The organism is Thalassolituus sp. UBA3500 (genome assembly GCF_002377545.1).
Classification (GTDB): Bacteria; Pseudomonadota; Gammaproteobacteria; order Pseudomonadales; family Oceanobacteraceae; genus Thalassolituus.
Map to the genome: position 1 here is coordinate 78,928 of NZ_DFQB01000044.1, position 22,086 is coordinate 101,013.

Annotated in this window: 20 protein-coding genes and 1 other RNA gene; 11 read left to right on the forward strand and 10 right to left on the reverse strand. The window is 52.1% G+C overall.

Going from position 1 to position 22,086, the window contains the following annotated elements; all coding sequences use genetic code 11:
• Positions 1 to 46: 46 nt before the first annotated feature.
• The gene (typA, locus tag B2R29_RS11200) at positions 47 to 1,861 is read right to left on the reverse strand and encodes a translational GTPase TypA (protein WP_301181147.1); all 1,815 of its coding nucleotides are present in this window, start codon (positions 1,859 to 1,861) and stop codon (positions 47 to 49) included.
• Positions 1,862 to 2,320: 459 nt separating this feature from the next.
• Here typA and glnA point away from each other — a divergent pair, with 459 nt between their 5' ends.
• From glnA to B2R29_RS11215, 3 genes are all read left to right on the forward strand, one after another.
• A complete protein-coding gene (gene glnA / locus B2R29_RS11205) occupies positions 2,321 to 3,727 on the forward strand; it encodes a glutamate--ammonia ligase (protein WP_301181148.1) in 1,407 nt (468 codons plus the stop codon).
• Positions 3,728 to 4,003: 276 nt separating this feature from the next.
• Entirely contained in the window at positions 4,004 to 6,202 is a 2,199-nt protein-coding gene (locus tag B2R29_RS11210; RefSeq protein WP_301181149.1) for an OsmC domain/YcaO domain-containing protein, read from the forward strand.
• Positions 6,203 to 6,306: 104 nt separating this feature from the next.
• The gene (locus tag B2R29_RS11215; RefSeq protein ID WP_301181150.1) at positions 6,307 to 7,299 is read left to right on the forward strand and encodes an alpha/beta hydrolase; all 993 of its coding nucleotides are present in this window, start codon (positions 6,307 to 6,309) and stop codon (positions 7,297 to 7,299) included.
• A gap of 148 nt (positions 7,300 to 7,447) precedes the next feature.
• Here the strand turns inward: B2R29_RS11215 and B2R29_RS11220 are convergent, their stop codons facing one another.
• Complete coding sequence (locus B2R29_RS11220) at positions 7,448 to 7,903, reverse strand: EVE domain-containing protein (protein ID WP_301181151.1); 456 nt, start codon at positions 7,901 to 7,903, stop codon at positions 7,448 to 7,450.
• A gap of 171 nt (positions 7,904 to 8,074) precedes the next feature.
• Between B2R29_RS11220 and B2R29_RS11225 the strand changes: the two genes are divergently transcribed.
• On the forward strand, positions 8,075 to 8,200 hold the full coding sequence (locus tag B2R29_RS11225; protein ID WP_273089454.1) for a hypothetical protein: 126 nt from the start codon (positions 8,075 to 8,077) through the stop codon (positions 8,198 to 8,200).
• Positions 8,201 to 8,230: 30 nt separating this feature from the next.
• Here B2R29_RS11225 and B2R29_RS11230 read toward each other — a convergent pair whose 3' ends face one another.
• The 4 genes from B2R29_RS11230 to B2R29_RS11245 form a co-directional block, all read right to left on the reverse strand.
• A complete protein-coding gene (locus B2R29_RS11230) occupies positions 8,231 to 8,815 on the reverse strand; it encodes a 5-formyltetrahydrofolate cyclo-ligase (protein WP_068436288.1) in 585 nt (194 codons plus the stop codon).
• 21 nt (positions 8,816 to 8,836) lie between these two features.
• A non-coding RNA gene (gene ssrS / locus B2R29_RS11235) (6S RNA) lies at positions 8,837 to 9,017 on the reverse strand.
• A 99-nt stretch (positions 9,018 to 9,116) separates the two neighbouring features.
• The gene (locus tag B2R29_RS11240) at positions 9,117 to 9,431 is read right to left on the reverse strand and encodes a cell division protein ZapA (protein ID WP_217693562.1); all 315 of its coding nucleotides are present in this window, start codon (positions 9,429 to 9,431) and stop codon (positions 9,117 to 9,119) included.
• A complete protein-coding gene (locus B2R29_RS11245) occupies positions 9,424 to 9,636 on the reverse strand; it encodes a TIGR02449 family protein (RefSeq protein ID WP_068436765.1) in 213 nt (70 codons plus the stop codon). Before B2R29_RS11245 ends, B2R29_RS11240 begins: the two co-directional genes overlap by 8 nt.
• Before the next feature lie 168 nt (positions 9,637 to 9,804).
• Here B2R29_RS11245 and B2R29_RS11250 point away from each other — a divergent pair, with 168 nt between their 5' ends.
• From B2R29_RS11250 to B2R29_RS11265, 4 genes are all read left to right on the forward strand, one after another.
• A complete protein-coding gene (locus tag B2R29_RS11250; protein WP_068436767.1) occupies positions 9,805 to 10,368 on the forward strand; it encodes a UPF0149 family protein in 564 nt (187 codons plus the stop codon).
• A 69-nt stretch (positions 10,369 to 10,437) separates the two neighbouring features.
• Positions 10,438 to 11,754, forward strand: a complete 1,317-nt coding sequence (gene pepP, locus B2R29_RS11255; RefSeq protein ID WP_301181152.1) for a Xaa-Pro aminopeptidase — start codon at positions 10,438 to 10,440, stop codon at positions 11,752 to 11,754.
• Positions 11,755 to 11,758: 4 nt separating this feature from the next.
• Complete coding sequence (ubiH, locus tag B2R29_RS11260; protein ID WP_301181153.1) at positions 11,759 to 12,988, forward strand: 2-octaprenyl-6-methoxyphenyl hydroxylase; 1,230 nt, start codon at positions 11,759 to 11,761, stop codon at positions 12,986 to 12,988.
• A 6-nt stretch (positions 12,989 to 12,994) separates the two neighbouring features.
• A complete protein-coding gene (locus B2R29_RS11265) occupies positions 12,995 to 14,194 on the forward strand; it encodes a UbiH/UbiF/VisC/COQ6 family ubiquinone biosynthesis hydroxylase (protein WP_301181154.1) in 1,200 nt (399 codons plus the stop codon).
• 33 nt (positions 14,195 to 14,227) lie between these two features.
• Here the strand turns inward: B2R29_RS11265 and B2R29_RS11270 are convergent, their stop codons facing one another.
• Together B2R29_RS11270 and B2R29_RS11275 are read right to left on the reverse strand one after the other, a co-directional pair.
• Positions 14,228 to 15,100, reverse strand: coding sequence for an HDOD domain-containing protein (locus B2R29_RS11270; protein WP_301181155.1), 873 nt, complete (start codon positions 15,098 to 15,100; stop codon positions 14,228 to 14,230).
• Positions 15,101 to 15,220: 120 nt separating this feature from the next.
• The gene (locus tag B2R29_RS11275) at positions 15,221 to 16,840 is read right to left on the reverse strand and encodes a methyl-accepting chemotaxis protein (RefSeq protein WP_301181156.1); all 1,620 of its coding nucleotides are present in this window, start codon (positions 16,838 to 16,840) and stop codon (positions 15,221 to 15,223) included.
• A 209-nt stretch (positions 16,841 to 17,049) separates the two neighbouring features.
• Between B2R29_RS11275 and B2R29_RS11280 the strand changes: the two genes are divergently transcribed.
• The 3 genes from B2R29_RS11280 to B2R29_RS11290 all read left to right on the forward strand — a co-directional run bounded on the left by B2R29_RS11280 (position 17,050) and on the right by B2R29_RS11290 (position 20,101).
• Complete coding sequence (locus tag B2R29_RS11280; RefSeq protein WP_301181157.1) at positions 17,050 to 18,312, forward strand: porin; 1,263 nt, start codon at positions 17,050 to 17,052, stop codon at positions 18,310 to 18,312.
• Between the two features lie 15 nt (positions 18,313 to 18,327).
• Positions 18,328 to 18,756: a phosphate ABC transporter substrate-binding protein gene (locus B2R29_RS11285; RefSeq protein ID WP_301181158.1), complete on the forward strand. Its 429-nt coding sequence runs from the start codon at positions 18,328 to 18,330 to the stop codon at positions 18,754 to 18,756.
• Positions 18,757 to 18,904: 148 nt separating this feature from the next.
• Entirely contained in the window at positions 18,905 to 20,101 is a 1,197-nt protein-coding gene (locus B2R29_RS11290) for a class I SAM-dependent rRNA methyltransferase (protein ID WP_301181159.1), read from the forward strand.
• A 6-nt stretch (positions 20,102 to 20,107) separates the two neighbouring features.
• Here B2R29_RS11290 and B2R29_RS11295 read toward each other — a convergent pair whose 3' ends face one another.
• Positions 20,108 to 21,286, reverse strand: a complete 1,179-nt coding sequence (locus B2R29_RS11295) for an imelysin family protein (RefSeq protein ID WP_301181160.1) — start codon at positions 21,284 to 21,286, stop codon at positions 20,108 to 20,110.
• A gap of 24 nt (positions 21,287 to 21,310) precedes the next feature.
• A complete protein-coding gene (locus B2R29_RS11300; protein WP_301181161.1) occupies positions 21,311 to 21,970 on the reverse strand; it encodes an HAD family hydrolase in 660 nt (219 codons plus the stop codon).
• Positions 21,971 to 22,086: the final 116 nt, after the last annotated feature.

A 22,086-nucleotide genomic window follows, 5' to 3' on the forward strand; every position in this document is an offset into this window, starting at 1 on the left:
CCCGGCAGATTTCTCGGCCGGGCTTTTTAATCAAACGCTTCGCGAGTTAGCCTTTTTTAGGCTTAGCGCGCTTACGTTCGTTTTCGGTCAGCAGTTTCTTACGCAGACGGATGCTGGTAGGAGTAACTTCCACCAGTTCGTCGTCTTCGATGAATTCCAGTGCCTGCTCCAGAGTGTGTTTCACTGGCGGGGTCAGGTTGATGGCTTCATCGGTGCCGGATGCACGGACGTTAGTCAGCTGCTTGGCTTTGGTTGGGTTAACCACCAGGTCATTATCACGGCTGTGCAGACCCACAATCATGCCTTCGTACACTTCAGTCGCTGGTGATACGAACAGACGACCACGCTCCTGCAGAGTAAAGAGTGCATAACCCAGGACTTTACCCGGAACCATAGAAACCAGTACACCGTTGTGGCGGGTAGACCCCAGACCTGTCTGAACCGGACCATAGTGGTCGAAGACGTTGGTCAGGATGCCTGAACCAGAGGTCATGGTCAGGAACTGGTTACGGAAACCAATCAGGCCACGTGCTGGCATGATGAACTCAAGACGAGTACGGCCTTTGCCATCCGGAACCATGTTGGTCATTTCAGCGCGGCGGTTGCCCATCTCTTCCATGATGGAACCCTGGTGCTCGTCTTCGATGTCGATAACAACCTGCTCGTATGGCTCCTGCAGTTCACCGTCGACTTCTTTCTGAACAACTTCCGGCTTACCGATCGCCATTTCGAAGCCTTCGCGACGCATGGTTTCGATCAGTACAGAGAGGTGCAGCTCACCACGACCAGAAACTTTAAACTTCTCCGGGCTGTCGCCTTCTTCAACACGAAGAGCAACGTTGTGGATCAATTCCTGTTCCAGACGGTCTTTGATATTACGGGAGGTAACGTATTTACCTTCTTTACCAGCGAACGGTGAATCGTTCACCTGGAAAGTCATGCTTACCGTTGGCTCGTCCACCGTCAGTGCAGGCATAGCTTCTACATTGCCAACAGCACACAGAGTGTCAGAAATGTTCAGGCCGTCGATACCAGAGATACAGACGATGTCACCTGCATTGGCTTCTTCAACGTCGACACGGTTCAGGCCGTGAAAACCTTTTACCTGCTGAATGCGGCCCTTGCGGGTGTTGCCTTCAGCTGTAATCAGTTGAACGTCTGTACCAGGCTTCAGCTTGCCGCGCTTAATACGGCCAACACCGATGACGCCAACAAAACTGTCGTAGTCGAGTGCAGAAACCTGCATCTGGAACGGGCCGTCCAGTTCAACGTTAGGTGCTTCAACGTGATCAACGATCATCTGGAACAGTGGCGTCATATCGTCAGCCATGTTGTCAGGATCATCACCCGCGATGCCGTTCAGGGCGGATGCGTAAATCACCGGGAAGTCGAGCTGTTCTTCGGTCGCGCCGAGGCGGTCGAACAGGTCGAAGATTTCATCCATAACCCAGTCAGGACGTGCGCCCGGACGGTCGATCTTGTTGATTACAACAATCGGACGCAGGCCGCGCTCGAATGCTTTCTGCGTTACGAAGCGGGTCTGAGGCATAGGGCCATCAACCGCGTCTACCAGCAGACATACTGAGTCGACCATCGACATTACGCGCTCAACTTCGCCACCGAAGTCAGCGTGTCCAGGGGTGTCGACGATGTTAATACGGTAGTCGTTCCATTTAATAGCGGTGTTTTTCGCCAGAATGGTAATACCGCGTTCTTTCTCCTGATCGTTGGAGTCCATCACGCGCTCGCCGCCCTGGTTGCGGTCCAGAGTACCGGACTGCTCTAGCAGCTTGTCGACCAGAGTGGTTTTGCCGTGGTCAACGTGAGCGATGATGGCGATGTTTCTGAGATTCTCAATCACAACAGTAGCCTTCAGAATGGTTAGCCCTGATGGCACTGCGCAGGCAGAGTCAGGAGCAGGTTAAAATTTGAGCGCGGAGTATACCTGAAAGACATTACAGCTGGGATATTTCTTTCATTCTGTGTCGCAGGAATACACAAGAGGTTTCGGTGCGCCAGAAGGCGGGATAAAAAAGGCATGGAATTGCACCAAAGAGCATATACGGCAGGGGGCCGGTGAACATATACTGTGCGGGCCTGAAATCGCACACCCGATGGATGGATATAATTGCATCAAAATAGTGCACATTGCCAGATGTGTGATTCATAGAGGTGCATTTGCAGTGTGCGACATTCCGGTTTAGCCCGTAAATAGCGGGTTCGCAGTGATGTCCAAAATGGCACACTACTTGCTCTAACAGTGAGCATGGAATCCGGGGCTTGCCCCGAACTTAATAGAACCAGCATCTGGAGAAAGACAATGTCAGAGAACACTCTGAACCTGATCAAAGAGAATGAAGTGACGTGGGTAGACCTGCGTTTCACTGACACCAAGGGTAAAGAACAGCACGTTACTATTCCGGCTTCTTACGTTGACGAAGAATTCTTCGAAACTGGCCAGATGTTCGATGGTTCTTCTATTTCTGGTTGGAAGGGTATTAACGAATCTGACATGATCCTGATGCCAGATGACGAAACCTGCTACATGGACCCGTTCACAGAAGACGCTACTCTGATCCTGCGTTGTGACATCATCGAGCCTTCAACTATGCAAGGTTACGAGCGTGATCCACGTTCTGTTGCTAAGCGTGCTGAAGCTTACCTGCAGTCTACTGGTCTGGGTGACACTGCTTTCTTCGGTCCAGAGCCAGAATTCTTCATCTTTGATGACGTAACCTGGGGCTCTGATATGCAGGGCAACTTCTACAAAATCAACTCTGACGAAGGCGCATGGGCCACTGCTTCTAAAGTAGAAGGCGGCAACCTGGGTCACCGTCCACGTGTTAAAGGCGGTTACTTTCCTGTACCACCTGTTGATAGCCTGCACGACATCCGTGCCGCTATGTGTAACACCCTGATGGCTACTGGCCAGGACGTAGAAGTTCACCACCACGAAGTGGCGAACGCGGGTCAGAACGAGATCGGTGTTAAGTTCAACACTCTGGTTAAGAAAGCGGACGAAGTTCAGACTCTGAAATACGTAATCCACAACGTTGCTGCTGCATACGGCAAAACGGCTACCTTCATGCCTAAGCCAATCGTTGGTGACAACGGTTCTGGTATGCACGTTCACCAGTCTTTCTGGAAAGATGGCGAAAACATGTTCGCTGGCGACGGCTATGCTGGCCTGTCTGAGACTGCTCTGTTCTACATCGGCGGTATCATCAAGCACGCTAAAGCACTGAACGCGTTCACCAACCCGTCTACTAACTCGTACAAGCGTCTGATCCCAGGCTTCGAAGCTCCAGTAATGCTGGCATATTCTGCCCGTAACCGTTCTGCTTCTATCCGTATCCCATACGTTGCAAGCCCTAAAGGCAAGCGTATTGAAGCCCGCTTCCCAGATCCAACTGCTAACCCATACCTGGCGTTCGCAGCTATGCTGATGGCTGGCCTTGACGGTGTTAAGAACAAGATCCACCCTGGCGATGCAGCTGACAAAGACCTGTACGATCTGCCAGCTGAAGAAGCTGCTAAGATTCCACAGGTTTGTGGTTCACTGCGTGAAGCGCTGGAAAGCCTCGAAGCTGATAAAGACTTCCTGACTGCTGGTGGCGTGTTCACCGAAGACATGATCGAAGCTTACATCGAGCTGAAGATGGAAGAAGTGTACCGTGTAGAACACACTACTCACCCAGTAGAGTTCGACATGTACTACTCTTGCTAATCTTCGGATTAGTCGAGTTGAAAAGGGTCGCTCTAGCGGCCCTTTTTTGTGTCTGCTTGAAACTGCTGCAATAGCGGGTTCGGTGTGTTCATGAACACAACTCTTAACCCGACCCAGTAGAGTTCGACATGGTCTACTCTTGCTAATCTGCGGATTAGTTGAGTTGAGAAAGGGTCGCTTTAGCGGCCCTTTTTTGTGTCTGTAATTCAACCAACCGCGACACACCCCCTCAAAACTGGATAATGGCGCACAGATACTCTTTCCCGGTGCGCTACCATGCAGATCAAGGTCAACTTTCTCGATAACCTCCGCCTCGAAGCCAAGTTCGATGACTTCAGCGTAATCGCTGATCAGCCGATTCGTTACAAGGGCGATGGCTCGGCGCCTGGGCCGTTTGATTATTTTCTGGCATCGTCGGCGCTCTGTGCGGCCTACTTCGTGAAGGTCTACTGCAACGCCCGAGATATCCCTACCGAAAATATCCGCCTTTCCCAGAACAACATCGTTGACCCGGAAAACCGTTATAACCAGATTTTTAAGATTGATGTTGAGCTGCCGGAAGATATCTCAGAAAAAGATCGCACCGGGATTATCCGCTCGATTGATCGCTGTACGGTGAAAAAGGTCGTTCAGACCGGGCCGGACTTCCAGATCAATGTGGTTGAGAACCTCGATGATGATGCGCAGGCGCTGCTTGATGTCCCTGAACTGGCGGGTGAAGGTACCCACATTACCGGTAAGGACCTCCCGCTGGAGCAGACTATTGCGAAGATGACGGGCCTGCTGGCGGATCTTGGTATGCGAATTGAGGTCACATCATGGCGCAATATCGTGCCGAATGTGTGGTCGCTGAATATCCGTGATGCGGATTCTCAGATGTGCTTTACCAATGGTAAAGGTGCGACCAAAGATGCAGCGCTGGCATCCGCATTGGGCGAGTTTATGGAGCGTCTTAACTGCAATTTCTTTTACAACGATCAGTACTTCGGTGAGGAGATTGCTAATGCAGAGTTCGTGCATTATCCGAACGAAAAATGGTTCCAGCCCGGCCCGGCAGATGAGTTGCCCGAAGGTATTCTTGATGAATACTGTCTCGAAATTTATAACCCGGATGGTGAGCTTTGTGGCTCTCACTTAATCGATACGAACTCGGGCAACATCGAACGGGGAGTGTGTTCTTTGCCCTATGTTCGTCAGTCTGATGGTGAGACGGTGTATTTCCCATCTAACCTGATTGAGAACCTGTTTCTCAGTAATGGTATGAGCGCAGGCAATACCATCGAAGAGGCGCAGGTTCAGTGCTTGTCTGAAATATTTGAGCGCGCTGTAAAACGCGAAATCCTGGAGGGCGAACTGGCCCTGCCTGATGTGCCTGAAGAGGTTCTGAGTCGTTATCCGAATATCGTAGAAGGTGTTAAGGGCCTCGAAGAGCAGGGCTTTCCTATTCTGGTGAAAGACGCTTCGCTGGGTGGTCAGTTTCCGGTGATGTGTGTGACCCTGATGAACCCGAGAACCGGCGGTGTCTTCGCCTCGTTTGGTGCTCACCCGGATTTTGAAGTGGCACTGGAGCGTTGTGTGACTGAGCTGATGCAGGGCCGCAGCTTTGAAGGCATGAACGATGTACCTAAGCCGACATTCGAGTCTCTGGCAGTAACCGAACCAAATAACTTCGTCGAACATTTTATTGATTCGACGGGTGTCGTTTCCTGGCGCTTTTTCAGCAATAAGGCTGACTTTGATTTTGTAGATTGGGATTTCACCGCGGGCGGCACTCTCTCAACTAAAGAAGAGTCGAGCGCACTGTTTGATCTGCTTAAAGATCTTGGAAAAGAGGCGTATATGGCAACCTATACCGAACTGGGCGTGCCCGCTGTTCGTATTCTGGTGCCCGACTTTTCTGAGGTCTATCCAGTTGAAGATTTAATCTGGGATAACACCAATAAATCATTATTTTTCAGAGACGATATTCTGAATATCCATTCGCGCTCTGACGACGAACTTGATGCCTTACTCGAACGTCTCGAAGAAAGTGAGCTGGATAATTACACCGATATTATTACCCTGATTGGCGTTGAGTTTGATGAAAATACGGTGTGGGGCCAACTGACGATTCTGGAGTTAAAGCTTCTGCTGTGTCTTGCACTTGGACGTTTAGAAGAAGCGAAAGAGTTTACGGAAACATTCCTCCAATATAACGACAATACCGTCGAGCGAGGCCTTTTCTATCAGGCAATGGATGTCGCCCTTGAGGTGACACTCGCTGACGATATGGACATCAGTGAATACGAACACAACTTCCGTCGCATGTTTGGCAATGCGCGCATGGATGCAGTGTTGGGCTCTATCGCAGGTACTGTTCGCTTCTATGGCCTGACGCCAACCAATAATCGCCTCGATGGTCTGGATAAGCACCTGCGCTTAGTCGAAAGCTACAGGAAACTGCACGCCGCACGTGGTGCGGTACATACGGGCTGAGAACACGCGACCTGCGGGGTATGAAAACATCGTTTTAAACCCCGCAATCCCCCTCTATACTTGATCTCAAAGTTAAACTACTCAACAGGATCATCAGGCCACTTATGAGCTGGAGCCGTGAATCAGTTGTCGCTGAGCTGAAAGAATTTGACTGGTTACTGCCTGATGCCGATCCCGGCCCGGAGCTGAGTGCCTACAGCGCACATTACCACCTAAATTTTGAAGATTCGGCCGAGGCCCTTTCTCATCAGGCGGGTTACCTCAATATCGCGGAATTTCAGATTGTTGTTCAACGCTGGATGTGCCCGAATGCACGTGGCACGGCGGTAATCATTCATGGTTACTATGACCATCTTGGGCTGTACGGTTCGCTGATTGATTACTGTCTGCGTCAGCAGTTAAACGTGATTGCCTTTGATTTGCCGGGGCACGGACTGTCGAGCGGTGAGCAGGCGACGATTCGGGATTTTCAGGAATACGATGCGGTATTCAGTGGGTTGATGGATCAGGTCACTGAGAACATGGATGAAGGGCCAGCTTCTAATCTGGTGGCATTTGGCCAGAGCACCGGCGGAGCCATCCTGATTAATTATCTGCTTAAACGCGGTTTCACAGTCAACGACTGTCCGTTCAAGGATGTGATTCTGCTTGCACCTCTGGTGCGTCCTGTCGGCTGGCGCAAGGGTATTATCTTTCACCCTGTAGTAAGTCTGTTTATGAAACAGATGAAGCGTAAGCATGGCGATTCATCGTCTGATGAAGAGTTTCTCGATTTCGTCCGCTCACAAGATCCGCTCCAGTCGCTCTATCTGAGTGTGCAGTGGGTAGGTGCATTGATCCGTTGGATGCGCTTTATCGAGGCTCAGCCTGCAACCGATGTGAATTTGTTTGTTGTGCAAGGGGATAACGACGGCACCGTCGACTGGCGCCACAATATGAAGGTGCTGGAAGCTAAGTTTACTGCTCGCGAGTTGTTTATTCTTGAAGACGGCCGCCATCACTTGGTGAACGAGTCACGGGATAAGCGGGCGGATATGTATCAGCGGATAACTGAGCGCTTAAAACAGACCCTGAATACACCGGTTTCTGCGGCTTAGTATCGAGGGGGCGCTGACGCAGTTACAGCAACCTGGCTGAGAGTATTTTCTGCCTCGCCGTAAATACATCCCTGTAGGCTCGGGTGCAGCATCCATGCTGCACACGGCCAGAAAATACTCTCAGCCAGGTTGTTGTAAGCCCGAACGGTTACTCCAACCCCAGAATATATTCCCACTCACTTTCTGATACGGGCTGCACGGATAGCCGTCCGCGATTCAGTAACACCATTTCACTCAGTGCTTCATGCTGGCGCAGCTCTTTCAACGTGATGACCCGCTTCAGGGCACGATCAGCCACGACATTAATTGTTATCCAGCGTGGATTGTCCGGTGACGACTTCGGATCATAATACTTTGATGCTGGATCGAGGGAACTCGGGTCAACGATACCCGTCTCAGTGATCGCGCAGATTCCGACGATTCCGGGCTCTTTGCAGCTGGAATGGTAAAAAAATGCTTTATCACCCACGTTTATGTCGTCTCTGAGGATGTTACGGGCTTGATAATTACGCACACCATCCCATACTGTGCCCTTGTTTAGGGCGTTCTCCAGGTCGTTGTAGGAGAATGCGTCCGGCTCGGATTTGAGTAACCAGAATTTCATAATAGCGCCTTATCTTGGCTCGCTGATTGCTTAGGGCTAAATGCGCCTTTGGTTGCTATAGACGATGAACGTCTAATTTCGGCCGCAATGATAAAAAATAATGGGGAGCACGGGTCATAACCGATGACTCCTCAAGTAAGAATAACAGCTTAAAATTGGGAACACTGAGTAATGAGAAAGCCAGATGTACTTATATTTCTCTCACTCCTCGCCATTATTGGTTCTGCCGTCACCAGTATCGCCGCTGAAGAGCGCCGCGATCCAACGGTGCTAGCCTCAGAAGCGAGTATCCGCTGAATAACGGCGGCTGGTATCTGTGGGTATCGGTTAATTCGAAAGGGACGTTATCCCTTTCTCTGTTGCTATAAACTGCAGTGGGATGTCCCATGACTCGGCAGGCAGCATTCTGATCTCCTGAAAAGCGTACGCACAACCAATCAGGGCGGGTTTCTGGCCTGGTCGGCGGCTGAATGCCAGCGTGCGGTCGTAAAAGCCGCCGCCCATCCCCAGACGATTGCCGCGCTCATCAAATGCAACCAGCGGCAGACCAATCATGCTGAGAAAGCGCGCTGGTACATGAGTACCCCGGCGGAAGTCTGGTTCTGATATGCCAAACCGGTTACGACGCATGGGCGTCTCAGGTTGGTACCGTATAAATGTCAGACAGCCTTTGCGCAGAGGGTGCAGTACTGGCAGGTAAACTTCTTTTCCCCGTTTCCACAAATCTTCGATGGCCCAGTGCGGATCAATTTCACCATCATTGCTCAGGTAAAGAGCCACCCGGTTAGCGCTCAGGTACTGAGTACTGTGGTGTAGGCTTCGTGTCAGGCCACGGCCAGCTTTATGACGTTGCGCAGGTGTCAGGGCACGGCGCTTTTTGCGGATCAGTTTACGGAGTTCTTGCTTGTTCACGGAGAGGCTTCCAGAAAAGAAAAGCTCCCTGGTGCGCCCTTATGTCGGATAAAGCCCTTGAACCCTATGGTTCAAGGTGGGGGGTTCGGTCATCGAATCAGGCTTTCCGGTCATGCCGGACATGCTCACAACAACGAGAGAAACCCTCCTGGGTAATAAGCATCGGCTCGAGGTCTTTACCGACCAGGCACTCCAGGGAGCATTTGAAGTATAGCAAAGAGCAGGGGGCGGATGTCACGGAAAACCAGGTGAGAATTTGTGAAGTGCTGCAGAAAAACACTATTTTTCTGCAGCGAAAGGGTTACAGCTCGAGTTGCGAGTCTTCTTCGAGAAGGGCGTCGACACGCTTGTTCAGTCGCTCGATGTCGCTGTTAACCTGCACCTGGCCGTTCTCTGCTTCGCGCAGCTGGTGAGTGATGTTTAAGGCTGCAATGACAGCGATGCGGTCAGCGCCTAATACCTTGCCGGCTTTCGAACTGGCCTCACGAATTTCGTGCATCTTGTCGTTCAGATAATTCGCAGCCTCGCGCAGTTCGCTCTCAGCACCTTCTGGGCAGTTGATGCGATATTCGCGCTCCATGATAGTCAGGGATACGGTATTTGGGGTCTTAGCCACTGTTACGCTCCAGAGTCTGCAGGCGGGTGATCATTTCAGAGACTTTGCGGCGCGCGATTTCATTCTGTTGAATCAGCTTCGCACGCTCTGCCTGCCAGGCGGCTTCGGCATTGCGCATGCCCTTATTCTGCTCGCGCAGATCTTCATGAATATCGAGCAGTTTCTCGATCTTCTGTAGTAGTGCTTGAATCTCGGCCTCTTGCATCGCGGTCCGTCACCTTATTTATTGTCGGGCACAGGGCTGCCAGATAGTGGGTACTATAAGAGGCAGTCGGGCAAATGGTCAACGTGCGGCCCCGGTTTTGGGACGCATCTTCTTACTCAGGTCGCCCCAAGTGGTACAATCTGACCATAAACTGTTTCTGAGGTTCTTATGGCACTGAATTATCCCGAACTCGCCGACCAGTGGGAAGACGATAAATGCTTTCAATCGCCGTCGGCATTGCATGGCTGGTTAACGGGTTTTCTCTCTGCAGGTGCTCGCCTTACGACTGACAACTGGCTTCAGGAAGCTGCCGATTACCTTGAGATTGAAGAGGTTTCGGAAGGGCTGCGCCCCCTACTTGTTGGGTTCTACGCAGACGTTGTCGACACCCTTGGCGCTGAAGATATGGCGTATCAGGTTCTGCTGCCCGACGATGAAGAAGCGGACGTCGATGAGCAGGTTGAATGCCTGGCACAGTGGAGCAAGGGTTTCCTTGATGGCCTGGGGGCTTCTGGCAAAATTACCGGGCGCCCTGATAAAGATGTGATGGAAGTACTGCAGGACCTGGACGCCTTCTCACAGGCGCAGGTTGACGACGTTAACGACCCTGAAAACGTACAGCTGCTGAATGAACTGGCAGAACACGCCCGTGTTGCAGCTTTGACAGTGTTTTATGCGTACAACCAACCCCAGCAGCCGCCTGCAGGTGCCACCCAGAAAACACTGCACTGATTTGCGAGACAGAAAATCAATCTGGATATTCACGATAGCAACGCACACAAGATGCTGAGAGAGATCACTATGATCAAGCTGGATTCTGCCGAGTATGCAAAACGTCGTAAGGCGTTAATGGAGAAAATGAGCCCGAACAGCATCGCGATTCTGGCTTCTGCGCCCGTCACCGTGCGCAACCGTGATGTTGAACATCCTTTCCGCCAGGACAGCGATTTCTATTATCTGAGTGGCTTTGATGAAGAGCATTCGGTGCTGGTGCTTATTCCAGGGCGTGAACATGGCGAATACGTGATGTTCTGTCAGGAAAAAATCAAAGAGCAGGAAATCTGGACCGGACGTCGTGTTGGCCCGGAAGCGGCGCCTGAGGTTCTAGGCTGTGACGATGCATTCCCGGTGACGGATATTGACGACATTCTTCCGGGGCTGATCGAAGGCTGTGATCGTATTTATGCGAACCTGGGGACGAGCCCTGAGTTCGACCGGCAGCTGATGCAATGGGTCAATCATATTCGTGCGCAGGTGCGAAGCGGTGCAACGCCTCCTCACGAATTCAGTGCGCTGGATCATCTGCTGCATGAGCAGCGTGTGATTAAATCGGACGCCGAGGTCGCTGTTATGCGTCATGCGGCTGAAATCAGTGCCGAAGCACATACCCGCGCGATGCAGACCGTGCGCCCGGGGATGCGTGAATACCAACTTGAAGCTGAGATGATGCAGATCTTTATGGCGGCAGGCAGTCGCTGGCCTGCCTATCCCTCGATTGTGGGTTCTGGCGATAACGGCTGTATTCTCCATTACACGCGCAATGACGACGTCATTGAGGACGGTGAACTGGTACTTATTGATGCCGGTTGTGAGCTGGACTATTACGCCTCTGATATCACCCGTACTTTTCCATCCAACGGCCGTTTCAGTGAGCCACAGCGGGCGCTGTATCAACTGGTGCTTGATGCACAGTACGCAGCGATTGAGGCGACGAAGCCCGGTAACCACTGGAACCAACCTCATGAGGCTGCAGTTAAGGTTCTGACGGCGGGGCTGGTAGAGCTTGGACTGTTGAGTGGTGAGGTCGATGAGTTGATTGAATCCCTCGCGTACCGCCAGTTCTACATGCATAAGACCGGGCACTGGCTTGGCATGGATGTGCACGACGTTGGCGAATATCGCGTTGATGGCGAATGGCGAACGTTGGCCCCGGGCATGGTACTGACCATTGAACCAGGTATTTATGTCGCGCCGGACGATGAGTCTGTTGATGAGAAGTGGCGGGGTATCGGCATCCGTATCGAAGATGATGTCGTGGTGACCAAAGACGGTTGCGATGTTCTGACCAAAGATGTCGTTAAAGAGATCGCAGATATTGAAGCCTTGATGAGTGCCTGAGGCCATGACCGCAGAAAAACTGAACGCAGATATTACGATTCTTGGTGCTGGTATGGCGGGAGCCAGTCTGGTTCACCTGCTCGCGCCTGCGCGCGCCGCCGGTCTGAGTATCGCGCTGATAGATCGTCAGCCGCTTAGCTGGGATAACGACCACAGTGACCGGCCCCCATCATTCGATGGCCGGGCAACGGCACTCTCGTGGGGAACACGGCAGATACTCGAAGAGTTAGATATCTGGAGTAGCATCGCCCCCTACGCCTGTCCTATTGATCATATTCAGGTCAGTGATGAGGGTCGCTTTGGTCAGGCGCAATTGCATGCGGATGAACAGAACACCGAAGCGCTCGGTTATATCATTGAGAACCATCGTCTTGGGCAAGGTCTGTTGTCTGGGCTGAGTGCCTCAGAAAGCCTGAAAGTGATGGCTCCGAACAGTGCGGAACATGTCCGTATGACGGCAGAAGGTGCCGAACTGAAGCTGGATGATGGGCACACGTTGACTACAAAGCTTCTGATTATGGCCGATGGTGGGCGCTCCCCTCTGCCGCGTCAGCTGGGTATTGAACAAAGTCGTAAAGAGTACGGCGCACAGGCACTGGTTACTCAAGTGAAATGTGACAAACCGCATGAGCATTGGGCGTATGAACGCTTCAGCAGTGATGGGCCTATTGCGTTTTTGCCATTAAACAAAGACGAATATGCCGTGGTCTGGACACTTAACGATGATGAAATTGATGAGGTTCTGGCGCAGACTGACGACGTTCTGATTGAGCGGTTGCAGGCCCGTATCGGTTACCGTGTTGGTAAGATATCCGCCATTGGTGAACGGCTGACTTACCCTCTGGCGCTGGTGCAATCCTCCGAGCAGGTCAGGCGCTCACTGGTCTTACTGGGTAACGCTGCACACAGTCTTCATCCGGTCGCCGGTCAGGGTTTCAACCTGACGTTACGGGATGCCGCCGTGCTCGCAGAACACCTGAACCGGGCCGCTCTTAAGGGGCAGGATGTTGGTAGCCTCGAGGTGTTAGAGGCTTACCTGCAACAGCAGTCGGCGGATCAGCGCAACACCATTACCGCCAGCGACCTTCTGCCGCGAATATTTGGCAGTAAAGCACCAGGTATCGCTTTTCTTCGCGATGCCGGTCTGTTGACGATGGCGGCTGTACCGGTCGCCCGCCGTTTATTTGCTCGTCATGCTATGGGGCTGGGTCATACAGCCGCGAAACTGGGGTAAGTTGCTATGCAGTTTGATGTTGCCATTGTAGGTGCGGGGCTGGTTGGACAAGCCATTGCCGCGGCTCTGAGTAAGGGCGCTGATGATATCCGTATTGCTTTGATAGACCCATCTGAGCCAGTAACCGCTGGTGAATGCAGTGGTGTTCATGATTATGATCTGAGAGTCAGTGCACTGACCGCTCAGTCGCAGGCGTTCCTGACAGATGTTGGTGCCTGGGAGTGCATTCCGCATCACGTGTTGAGCGGTTATACCCGCATGCACGTCTGGGACGCAGAGGGGACGGGCTCTGTCACCTTTAATGCGACCGACCTGCACGTTCCGGCGCTGGGACATATTGTTGAAAATCGCCAGACGCTGGCAGCATTGAATCAAGTCACGGAGTCTGCCCGCTCAATTGAACGTCTTCAGACCGCAGTACAGAGTTTCGACAATCCAGATGAAGGTGGTTGGGTTCCGGTGACTCTGGCGAATGGCAATATCCTTACAACACGGCTACTCGTTGGTGCGGATGGTGCGTTATCTAACGTGCGTCAGATGGCTGGAATGAGTACCCGCGAATGGGATTATGGTCACCATGCGATCGTCGCGACTGTGCGTACAGAGCAGAGCGTTGCTCAGACCGCCTGGCAACGCTTCCGTCCGGAAGGACCGCTCGCGTTTCTGCCGTTGCATTCAGATGATCATCTTGCCTCTATCGTCTGGTCGACATTGCCAGAAGAAGCAGACAGGGTGCTGGCGATGTCCGATAAAGACTTCTGCGCTGCGCTTACAGATGCCTTTGAAGGTAAGTTGGGGCAAGTCACAGAAGTATCACGCCGACAGCGCTTCCCATTGCGTCAGCGTCACGCATCCCAGTATTACGAAGCCGGCGTGGTTGTCGCGGGTGATGCAGCACATACGATTCACCCGTTAGCTGGTCAGGGCGTGAATCTTGGCTTTAAAGACGCTCAGGTCTTATCTGAAGAGATTCTTAGAGCGTTTGATAAAGGGCTGTCTCCGGGCACTGATGCGGTACTGGCCCGGTATCAACGTCGCCGCCAGGCCGATAATCTGGCGACCATGGCAGCAATGGAAGGCTTTAAGCGTCTGTTTGCGTCTGACCAGCCGCTGGTCCGCTTGTTGCGCAACGAGGGAATGCGCCTGTTCGATAAAGTGATGCCAGTGAAGCAGCACGTCGTTATGAAAGCCATGGGGTTACAGTAAGCTGCTCGTGCTGCCTCAGTAGTTCTGGGCGTTTCAATAGTTCTGGGCGCCTACACCGCTTTCATCATAAGCGAGCGACAGCTGTTCGACGTCGTAATCTCCAAGGCCGAGGTGAGCAAGAATTTCGCTTCCTGATGCCTGCCACTCCAGGTCTTCTTCCTGTTGCCCAAGAATGCGGTAGTTGCCGCAGATGTGTTCGGCCAGCTTCAGAATCCCTAATAGGGTTTTGCGCTCATCGTCGCTGGTGTTCTCCGGGCGGAAGTAATGAGTTGCGTTATGGTGCTCGGCAATGACGTCGCAGATGGGTTTAGGCACTCGCCATGATTTGGCCGTGTAATACCCTATCACTGCGTGATTAGTGTTGAGGATGGCATTCTCGGTATCAACGACACGTCTGTCGGGGTGCGCGTATGACTCTTCCATAACGTCAAAGTAGTTATCAAACCTCATCATCATGAGTGGAATGCCACAGTTGTGGAACAGCCCTAGCATATAGGCCCAGTCAGTAGGTTCAAAATTGATGGTGCGGGCGATATCAACAGAGATGTTTGCAATGTCAGTGGCGGTATCCCAGAAGCGGTTAAGCTGCAATATATTGGCATCACTGAGTTCGCTGCGGATAGCGAGACCGTTGATCACGTTGATGACGCTGTCGATGCCGATCAGGTTCACAGCGTGCTCGACGGAGGTGCTTGGTGAACTCAGGCTATAAGCCGCTGAGTTAACGACCTTAAGAATGGCACCTGTGAGGCCGACATCCTGACTGATCAGTTTAGCGATGCTGAGTGGGTCCGGGTCAGGGCACATCTGTTCCATCTGTAGGTCAACCAACACCTGCGGCTGCGGTGGCACGCGGATGCCCTGCATAATGTCGCTTATCTGTTGATCTGTTAGGGGGTGAGCCATGGCTGCCTGCCGAAATCGGAACCGTCGAGTAGTGACATAAGTTTAGTCACTACTCGGCACAGGTGTTTATTATTTTGTAATCAATGTGCGTTTGATCGTATCTTCACCACCGACTTCAGATCAGATGCGGAACTTGGACGTCGAGTCCTGTAAGTGTCCGGCGGCGCCCTGAAGGTTTTCCGCAAGGCGGGCAAGCTCAGTGAATGACCGCTGAATCTCGCTCACGGTGTCGTTCATGGCACTGATACTTGTATGAGTGTCTCTTACGACAGCCGTTTGTTCTTCGGTCGCTGCGGCGATCGTCAGCCCCATCGAACTCACGCTTTCTACCCGGCTCTTAATCTGCGAAATGTGCTTGCCCGTCTGTTCGGCGTTCTGTTCATTCTGTTCTGATTGTGTCTTCGCCAGGGTCATTGACTGAACGGTTTCATTGGCGGCAGATTCAAGACGATCGAGTACATCACGGATCTCCGTCGTCGCAGAGGCTGTTCTTGAGGCGAGTGCCCGTACCTCGTCAGCTACCACTGCAAAGCCACGCCCTTGTTCGCCTGCACGTGCGGCTTCGATCGCAGCATTAAGTGCCAGCAGGTTTGTTTGCTCGGCAATGGCAGAGATTACATCAAGAATCGTCGATACATCGCCGGTGTCGCGTACCAGTCGTTCCACTCTCTCAGAAGCTTCCAGTATCTGCGAGTTAAGTTCGCGTGAATTGTTGATGGTTGACTCGACGATCTTAAGGCTTTCGGCAGACTCGTCCCGGGTCTCCTGCATCACGCCACTGGCTTCGCTGGCAGACTGACTGACCTCCTCAATCGATTTCGCCATTTCATTCATAGCATAGGTCGCCTCGGAAGCCTTATGGCTCATATTTTCGGTGACAGAGCGCACGTGGTTTGTGCTGCCACTCATGGCATTGGCAGCATCGCCAACCTCGGGAGCCACCTCTTTGACCTTGCGTATGATGTCATTCAGCCGATCCATGAAAGCATTGAAATTACGGGTCATGACACCCAGCTCGTCTTCGGTCTGAACCTTCAGGCGTGTATTCAGGTCACCACTGCCGTCGGCCAGCCCGGCCAGAGAATTCTTCATTGAATTAACCGTATTACTGAACAGGCGACCTATGTAGAAAATCAACACGCTGAGCAAAATCAGAAATGCGACATTGGTCACTGTCACCATGTTCAGAGTATGGGAGCTGCTCGACAGCGCGCCATCTATTGCAGATGAGAACTGTATATCAACGTTTGCTTTGTGTTGCTTCAACAGCGCATTGGTCTCGCTCAGAAGATCGGATTTTTGCGAGCCGAAACTTTGCAGTTGTGAGAAATCCGGGTTATCGCTGAGCAGGTTATTCAGCAGTTTGCTGGATACGCTGAGATACTCTGCAGCACTGACTTTAATCTGGCTGAGTATGTCTTTATTGGCTGCGTCGATGGTGAGTAAGCGGTCGATATTGCTGAGAAGATTCCCAACCGTTTCCTCGCCTAATGTTTGCATCTCAGGATCACCGGCGGTGACCGACTGTGTGAACATTTCATCAGCACGCTGCAACAGAAAGCTGTTTTGGGTGGCCAGCTGTACGGATTCGTAAATACGTTCTTCAAGGTTAACGATGTAACTCTTGGTGTCGTTAACGCCCTTGATGCCAATCGTAAAGTTGATTGCACTGGAAACCGCGTAAACCCCAAGTATGAGCATAATTTTGTGGAACACGCTAAGTCGGCTGAACCAGGTCATGACTGCTTACCTTTGTTTAAATCTGTCAATAAACAATAGACACGAAAATACCGATCAGCCAGCGACAGGCGAGAAAATTGAGAGGCCTTATCCGGCGTTAGTGCGATTTATTGAATGGTGTCATATAAGTCAGGTTGTTGAAGGAATCATTCCTGGCGGGACATGTTTTAGGGTCTAAGGTTAGAGGACGATGAATACGGAGTAACCCAATGAAATTACACACTCTGAGCAAAAGCGGCCTGACAGTTCTGGCTGCCGCGGTTGCAAGCACGGCCTCAGCCAGTGACCTGAGAATTAACGGTTTTGCATCTTTTTACTATGGCAACGTTCTGGATAACAAAGAAATTCCGGGTGAGCTTTACCGGGGGTACGGTGAGACCGGTAACTTCCAGTACGACACTCAGTTTGGTCTGCAGTTCGCATCAGATCTTGGCGATGGTCTGACTGCGACCGCTCAGCTCACAGCAGAAGGGCGCAGTGATTATGATGCAGAACTGAGCTGGGCATTTCTTAAGTATCAGATCAGTGATGAGTGGAGTGTCAAAATGGGCCGCCAGCGCGTGCCATTCTTCCTGTATTCTGATTTTCAGAAAGTAGGCTATGCCTATTCCTGGGTAACGCCTCCTCCTGAGGTGTATAACCTCGGTGGCCTGGAGAACACTGATGGTGTGATGTTCGAGCACCTGACGGATCTGGGCGACTTTACCTCACGCTTGAATTTCTTATTTGGTACAACAAGCCAGACCACGAACTTTGGTGAAACAGATCTGGATATCGACAATGAAAATCAAGTCGGTCTGTTCTGGGATCTCACCTACGATGCGCTGACTTTCCACCTGACTTACACCGTATCAGAGCTGACTATTTCTGCTTACAACGACGTCGGTAATGGCATAGGCCAGACGCTTGCAGCCATCAATCCTGCTCTGGCGCTGACTGATGATGAACTGGATCTGTTGACGGTCGATGAAGACGAAGTGACTTATCTGGGCGCCGGACTGTCGGGGGACTGGGGAACCTGGGTCGCCGCGGCAGAGTATGCCAGCATCATGATTGATGACTCACCGACCTCGAGTGACCGACAGGCCTGGTACGTGTTTACCGGCTACCGCTGGGATGCCTATACATTGGGTCTGACGTATGCAAATTACAGCTCATTGAACAATGACGACACCATTGATGTACTGACTGACAAAAACATCGAGGCCACAATGAATGCTGCGGCTGCTGGCGCCACTAATGATGTCTCTGCGGCTGGCATCGAGCAATTGGTTGGAGCGATTCCCGATATTTACCGTGCCGGCGAAGAGTCTTCGGCGGTGACAGTGAGCTTGCGGTATGACTACCACCCAGCGGCGGCCTTGAAGTTCGAATATACCCAGGATGATGTCACTCAAAAGCCTGAAGATGGCACCGGCGAGCGTGAGTTTTCACCAGCACTCGTACGTGTCGGCGTCGACCTGATGTTTTAATAGAGGAGCAATTTAATGAATATCGTAAAAAGTGTACGCGTTGTATTCAGCACAGTGTTGCTCTCATTGTTTTCTGTCGCCAGCATCGCAGAAATTTCAGTGATTGTTCATCCATCAAATGAAGCTGGAATTTCAGACGCTGATATTAAGAAAATTTATCTCGGCAAAAGCTCGAAGTTTCCAAACGATATGCAGGCAGAACCTCTGGACCAGAAAGAAGGGTCGGACGTTCGTCAGCAATTTCTGGGCGCTGCGGTCGGTAAGTCCGAGCCTCAGATGAAGTCGCATTGGTCGCGTCTGATCTTCACAGGCAAAGGCGTACCGCCTAAATCTCTTGATAGTGATGCTGCCGTGATTGATGCCGTTGCAGCTGATCCGAAAGCGATTGGTTTTGTGGACTCATCAGCGGTAACGGATGCGGTGAAGGTTGTAATGACCTACTGAGTTTTACGCTGCATAGTCAGCTGTAACTGCGAAGAGCAGCACCTCTTAAGCCCCGGTGAATCGTATGATGCGCCGGGGCTTTTCGCGTATACTGCCGCGCTCTGTTGATCATTCCTTTTACCTCTCTACTTATACCGGAGCCTGTTTCATGCTTACTTCTCTGCGCCTGAAGCCAAAGACGGAACGTCGTCTGAAGTCTGGTCACCTTTGGGTGTACAGCAATGAAGTGGATACCGTACAGACACCGCTGAAAAATATAGCGGCAGGCGAACAGGTGGTGATCGAGGCGGCAAGTGGTAAGCCACTCGGCGTTGCCGTGATGAATCCCGATCAATTAATTTGCGGTCGTCTTATCAGTCGCAGCCCGTCTCAGTTACTGGATGCTTCGCTGATTGTTCACCGACTTCAGGTGGCTATGAGCAGTCGCGAGCTTTGGTACCCTCATCAGTGTTATCGCTGGGTGTATGGTGACAGTGACGGTCTGCCGGGCCTTGTTATTGATCGCTTTGGTGATGTCGCCGTGATTCAGATCTCCAGCGTTGCAATGGAGATGCTGCGCGATGACATTATCGATGCGGTTCATAAAGTGGCGTCGCCGGCGACCATCGTACTGAAGAATGACGGTAAGCTGCGCGCGGTTGAAGGTCTCGACGAGTACGTCGATATTGTTCATGGTCAGCTCGAAGACGACTGTGCCCCGCTGATTGAAAACGAGACCCGCTTTATGGCGCCAGTCATTCATGGTCAGAAAACCGGTTGGTTTTATGATCACCGTGAAAATCGCGCGCAACTTAATCGCCTGGTTAAAGGTAAGCGTGTGCTTGACGTATTCAGTTATGTCGGAGGTTGGGGCGTGCAGGCTGCCAATCATGGCGCCAGCGAAGTGCATTGCGTTGACGCTTCAGCGCAGGCGCTGGATTGGGTCGAAGAGAATGCCGCACTGAACGGCGTAGAAGACAAGATGCATTGCTGGGAAGGGGATGCCTTTGCCGCTCTCAAACAGCTGCGTGATAGCGGTGAGCGGTTTGATATCGTCGTGGTCGATCCTCCAGCGTTTATTCCTCGTCGCAAAGATGTAAAAGCCGGGGAGCAGGCTTACAAGCGTATTAATCAGATCGCGATGAGGTTGTTAAATAGAGATGGCATGATCGTCGCGGGTTCATGCTCTATGCATCTGGCGGATGATCGCTTGCCCGATATTCTGCGGGTTCTTGGGCGAGAGCTGGATCGTGAAGTGCTGATTCAGCACGTGGGCTCTCAAGGGGCAGATCATCCGGTGCTGCCTGCTATTCCGGAGACCCGTTATCTGAAAGCGGTGTTTGCTCGCGTATTGCCAACGCGCTGAGAGCTGTCAGCTACTCGCGGGAATCTGCAACCCGAGCTGATCGTTGATCTGTTTCAGTGTGATCAGTAAATCCAGCATCTGCTGGCGGCACGCAGATTGACCTTCGAGGTAAGACACAGCCGTTTGCCAACCCGCAATGCAGGCTGTATCGGCGCTGGTCAGAGTGATAACTTCGGCCAGTAGAGTAAGATCTTTTTCCTGCTTGCGCGCTGTCAGTAAAGGTTGAAGCCCACTCGCCCCGTCTTCAGAGATTAATACCTGACGAATACCGCGCATAATGGCTTCTACGTCGACAGGTGTACCACCACTGAAAGGACTGCTGCCAGTGTCCGTCAGGTAATTCGGAAGCAGGTCCTGTTCGATGATGCGGTTGACTGTCAGTAGGCTGGCTTGCAGTGTTTCTGTCGGGGTCGCGGCAGACAGCAGTTGAGCATAATAACCCTGGGCCTCCGGTGATGGCGCCCAGCGCATTTGTAGCCGCTGAAGGTCAGCAATCAGTATATCGGTGAGTGTCGCCAGATAATCTCCGCGACGCTGCTGATGAGCCACTGGGCTGCTATCGTCCTCTTCAGGTTTTGCAGCAGTGCTGTCGAAATCAGACGCAGGTCGCTGGCCATGTTCTCCCCAGAGAATGAACTCAATCGCGTGGTATCCCACACTGACGTACGTCGCATCGGAAAACTGGTGCTGCGCCAGCAATGAATCTCTGTCGATGACCAGAGTCGTGTCATTAACGATCCCGGTAAAGGGATAGCCCTCAAGGTAATCAATGTAACCCGGTTCAATAGGCCAGCTGTTGATCTGTTGAGCCAGGTGTCTTCGTGTCAGCTTCGCAGCAAACCATTCGCTGGGCTCGCGCACAGGAATATCTGAGGCCGCGAGCGATGAAAGATAAGCAGAGTAACTGGCGCGCCAGTGGCCCCTGGCCTCTTCGAGACGCTCAGGCGTTGCGTTCTTACGCAGTGCTGCTGCGCTGGACTGCAATGCCTGTGCGGCTTCTACCGATTTTGAGAGTTGAGCATAGGCGATGTTAATCAGGCGTTCGGGATAGGCTTCATCAACCGCGAGGCTCTCTGGTTCTGGCAGGCTTGAAACTTCTCTGCTCATAGGCTTGCTGTGCTCGCTGTCAGAGCAAGCAGAAAGGAGCATCAGTGATCCAAGCAGAACGGAGGCAATGCGCTTCATTGATTCAGTCTTCTTATGGTGATCTCAGTCTATTCGCAGGCTGATCACTGGCCAGCCGTTGGCTTCCGCTTCCGCCTGAAGTGTTGGATCAGGGTCGACAGCCACCGGATGATCGACCAGGCGCAGAAGTGGCAGGTCGTTGTGTGAGTCACTGTAGAAGTAGCTGCCTTGCATATCGTGCTGGTGCTCTTCCATCCAACTTTTCAGGCGGGTTACTTTGCCATCCTGAAAGCTAGGTATACCGACGGTTTTACCGGTATAGCGTCCATCAATGACCTCCGGATGCGGGGCAATAATGTGTGCAATGCCCAGGCGCTCAGCGATCGGGTACGTCACAAAGCCGTTAGTGGCTGTGATGATCAGCAGGGTATCTCCGCGCTCTTCGTGGTGGCGGATCAGGTTTCTGGCTTTCTGGCTGACCAGTGGCTCAATACGGTCGTTGAGGAATATATCCCGTTCTGCGTGCATGTGATCGGCGTCATATTCAGTCAGAGGACGCATCGCAAATTCGAGATACTCATGAATATCCAGACTGCCCGCTTTGTACTGTTCGTAAAAATGATCATTGCGGCGCTGGTGGACTTCGGGGTCAACCAGACCGCGGTCAACGAGAAACTGGCCCCAGGCGTGGTCGCTGTCGCCTGAAAGAAGCGTATGGTCGAGATCGAAAATTGCTAATGCCACGGTAACCGGCCCTGTATTGGCAGATGAATCAGAAACAGATCGCTATTCTAGCGGGAACAAGCCATACTTTCCTTATTATGTTTTACGCACCGACGTGCACCCTTGATCTTTGCGAT

What these genes read in the sequence shown, in the direction of transcription:
- B2R29_RS11210 (WP_301181149.1), top strand. Translation starts at nt 4,004, where the DNA reads ATGCAGATCAAGGTCAACTTTCTCGATAACCTCCGCCTCGAAGCCAAG.
- B2R29_RS11245 (WP_068436765.1), bottom strand. Translation starts at nt 9,636, where the DNA reads ATGCAAGAGGCCGAGATTCAAGCACTACTACAGAAGATCGAGAAACTG.
- B2R29_RS11220 (WP_301181151.1), bottom strand. Translation starts at nt 7,903, where the DNA reads ATGAAATTCTGGTTACTCAAATCCGAGCCGGACGCATTCTCCTACAAC.
- B2R29_RS11270 (WP_301181155.1), bottom strand. Translation starts at nt 15,100, where the DNA reads ATGGCTCACCCCCTAACAGATCAACAGATAAGCGACATTATGCAGGGC.
- B2R29_RS11285 (WP_301181158.1), top strand. Translation starts at nt 18,328, where the DNA reads ATGAATATCGTAAAAAGTGTACGCGTTGTATTCAGCACAGTGTTGCTC.
- B2R29_RS11265 (WP_301181154.1), top strand. Translation starts at nt 12,995, where the DNA reads ATGCAGTTTGATGTTGCCATTGTAGGTGCGGGGCTGGTTGGACAAGCC.
- pepP (WP_301181152.1), top strand. Translation starts at nt 10,438, where the DNA reads ATGATCAAGCTGGATTCTGCCGAGTATGCAAAACGTCGTAAGGCGTTA.
- B2R29_RS11225 (WP_273089454.1), top strand. Translation starts at nt 8,075, where the DNA reads ATGAGAAAGCCAGATGTACTTATATTTCTCTCACTCCTCGCCATTATT.
- ubiH (WP_301181153.1), top strand. Translation starts at nt 11,759, where the DNA reads ATGACCGCAGAAAAACTGAACGCAGATATTACGATTCTTGGTGCTGGT.
- B2R29_RS11215 (WP_301181150.1), top strand. Translation starts at nt 6,307, where the DNA reads ATGAGCTGGAGCCGTGAATCAGTTGTCGCTGAGCTGAAAGAATTTGAC.
- B2R29_RS11280 (WP_301181157.1), top strand. Translation starts at nt 17,050, where the DNA reads ATGAAATTACACACTCTGAGCAAAAGCGGCCTGACAGTTCTGGCTGCC.
- glnA (WP_301181148.1), top strand. Translation starts at nt 2,321, where the DNA reads ATGTCAGAGAACACTCTGAACCTGATCAAAGAGAATGAAGTGACGTGG.
- B2R29_RS11250 (WP_068436767.1), top strand. Translation starts at nt 9,805, where the DNA reads ATGGCACTGAATTATCCCGAACTCGCCGACCAGTGGGAAGACGATAAA.
- B2R29_RS11275 (WP_301181156.1), bottom strand. Translation starts at nt 16,840, where the DNA reads ATGACCTGGTTCAGCCGACTTAGCGTGTTCCACAAAATTATGCTCATA.
- B2R29_RS11295 (WP_301181160.1), bottom strand. Translation starts at nt 21,286, where the DNA reads ATGAAGCGCATTGCCTCCGTTCTGCTTGGATCACTGATGCTCCTTTCT.
- B2R29_RS11290 (WP_301181159.1), top strand. Translation starts at nt 18,905, where the DNA reads ATGCTTACTTCTCTGCGCCTGAAGCCAAAGACGGAACGTCGTCTGAAG.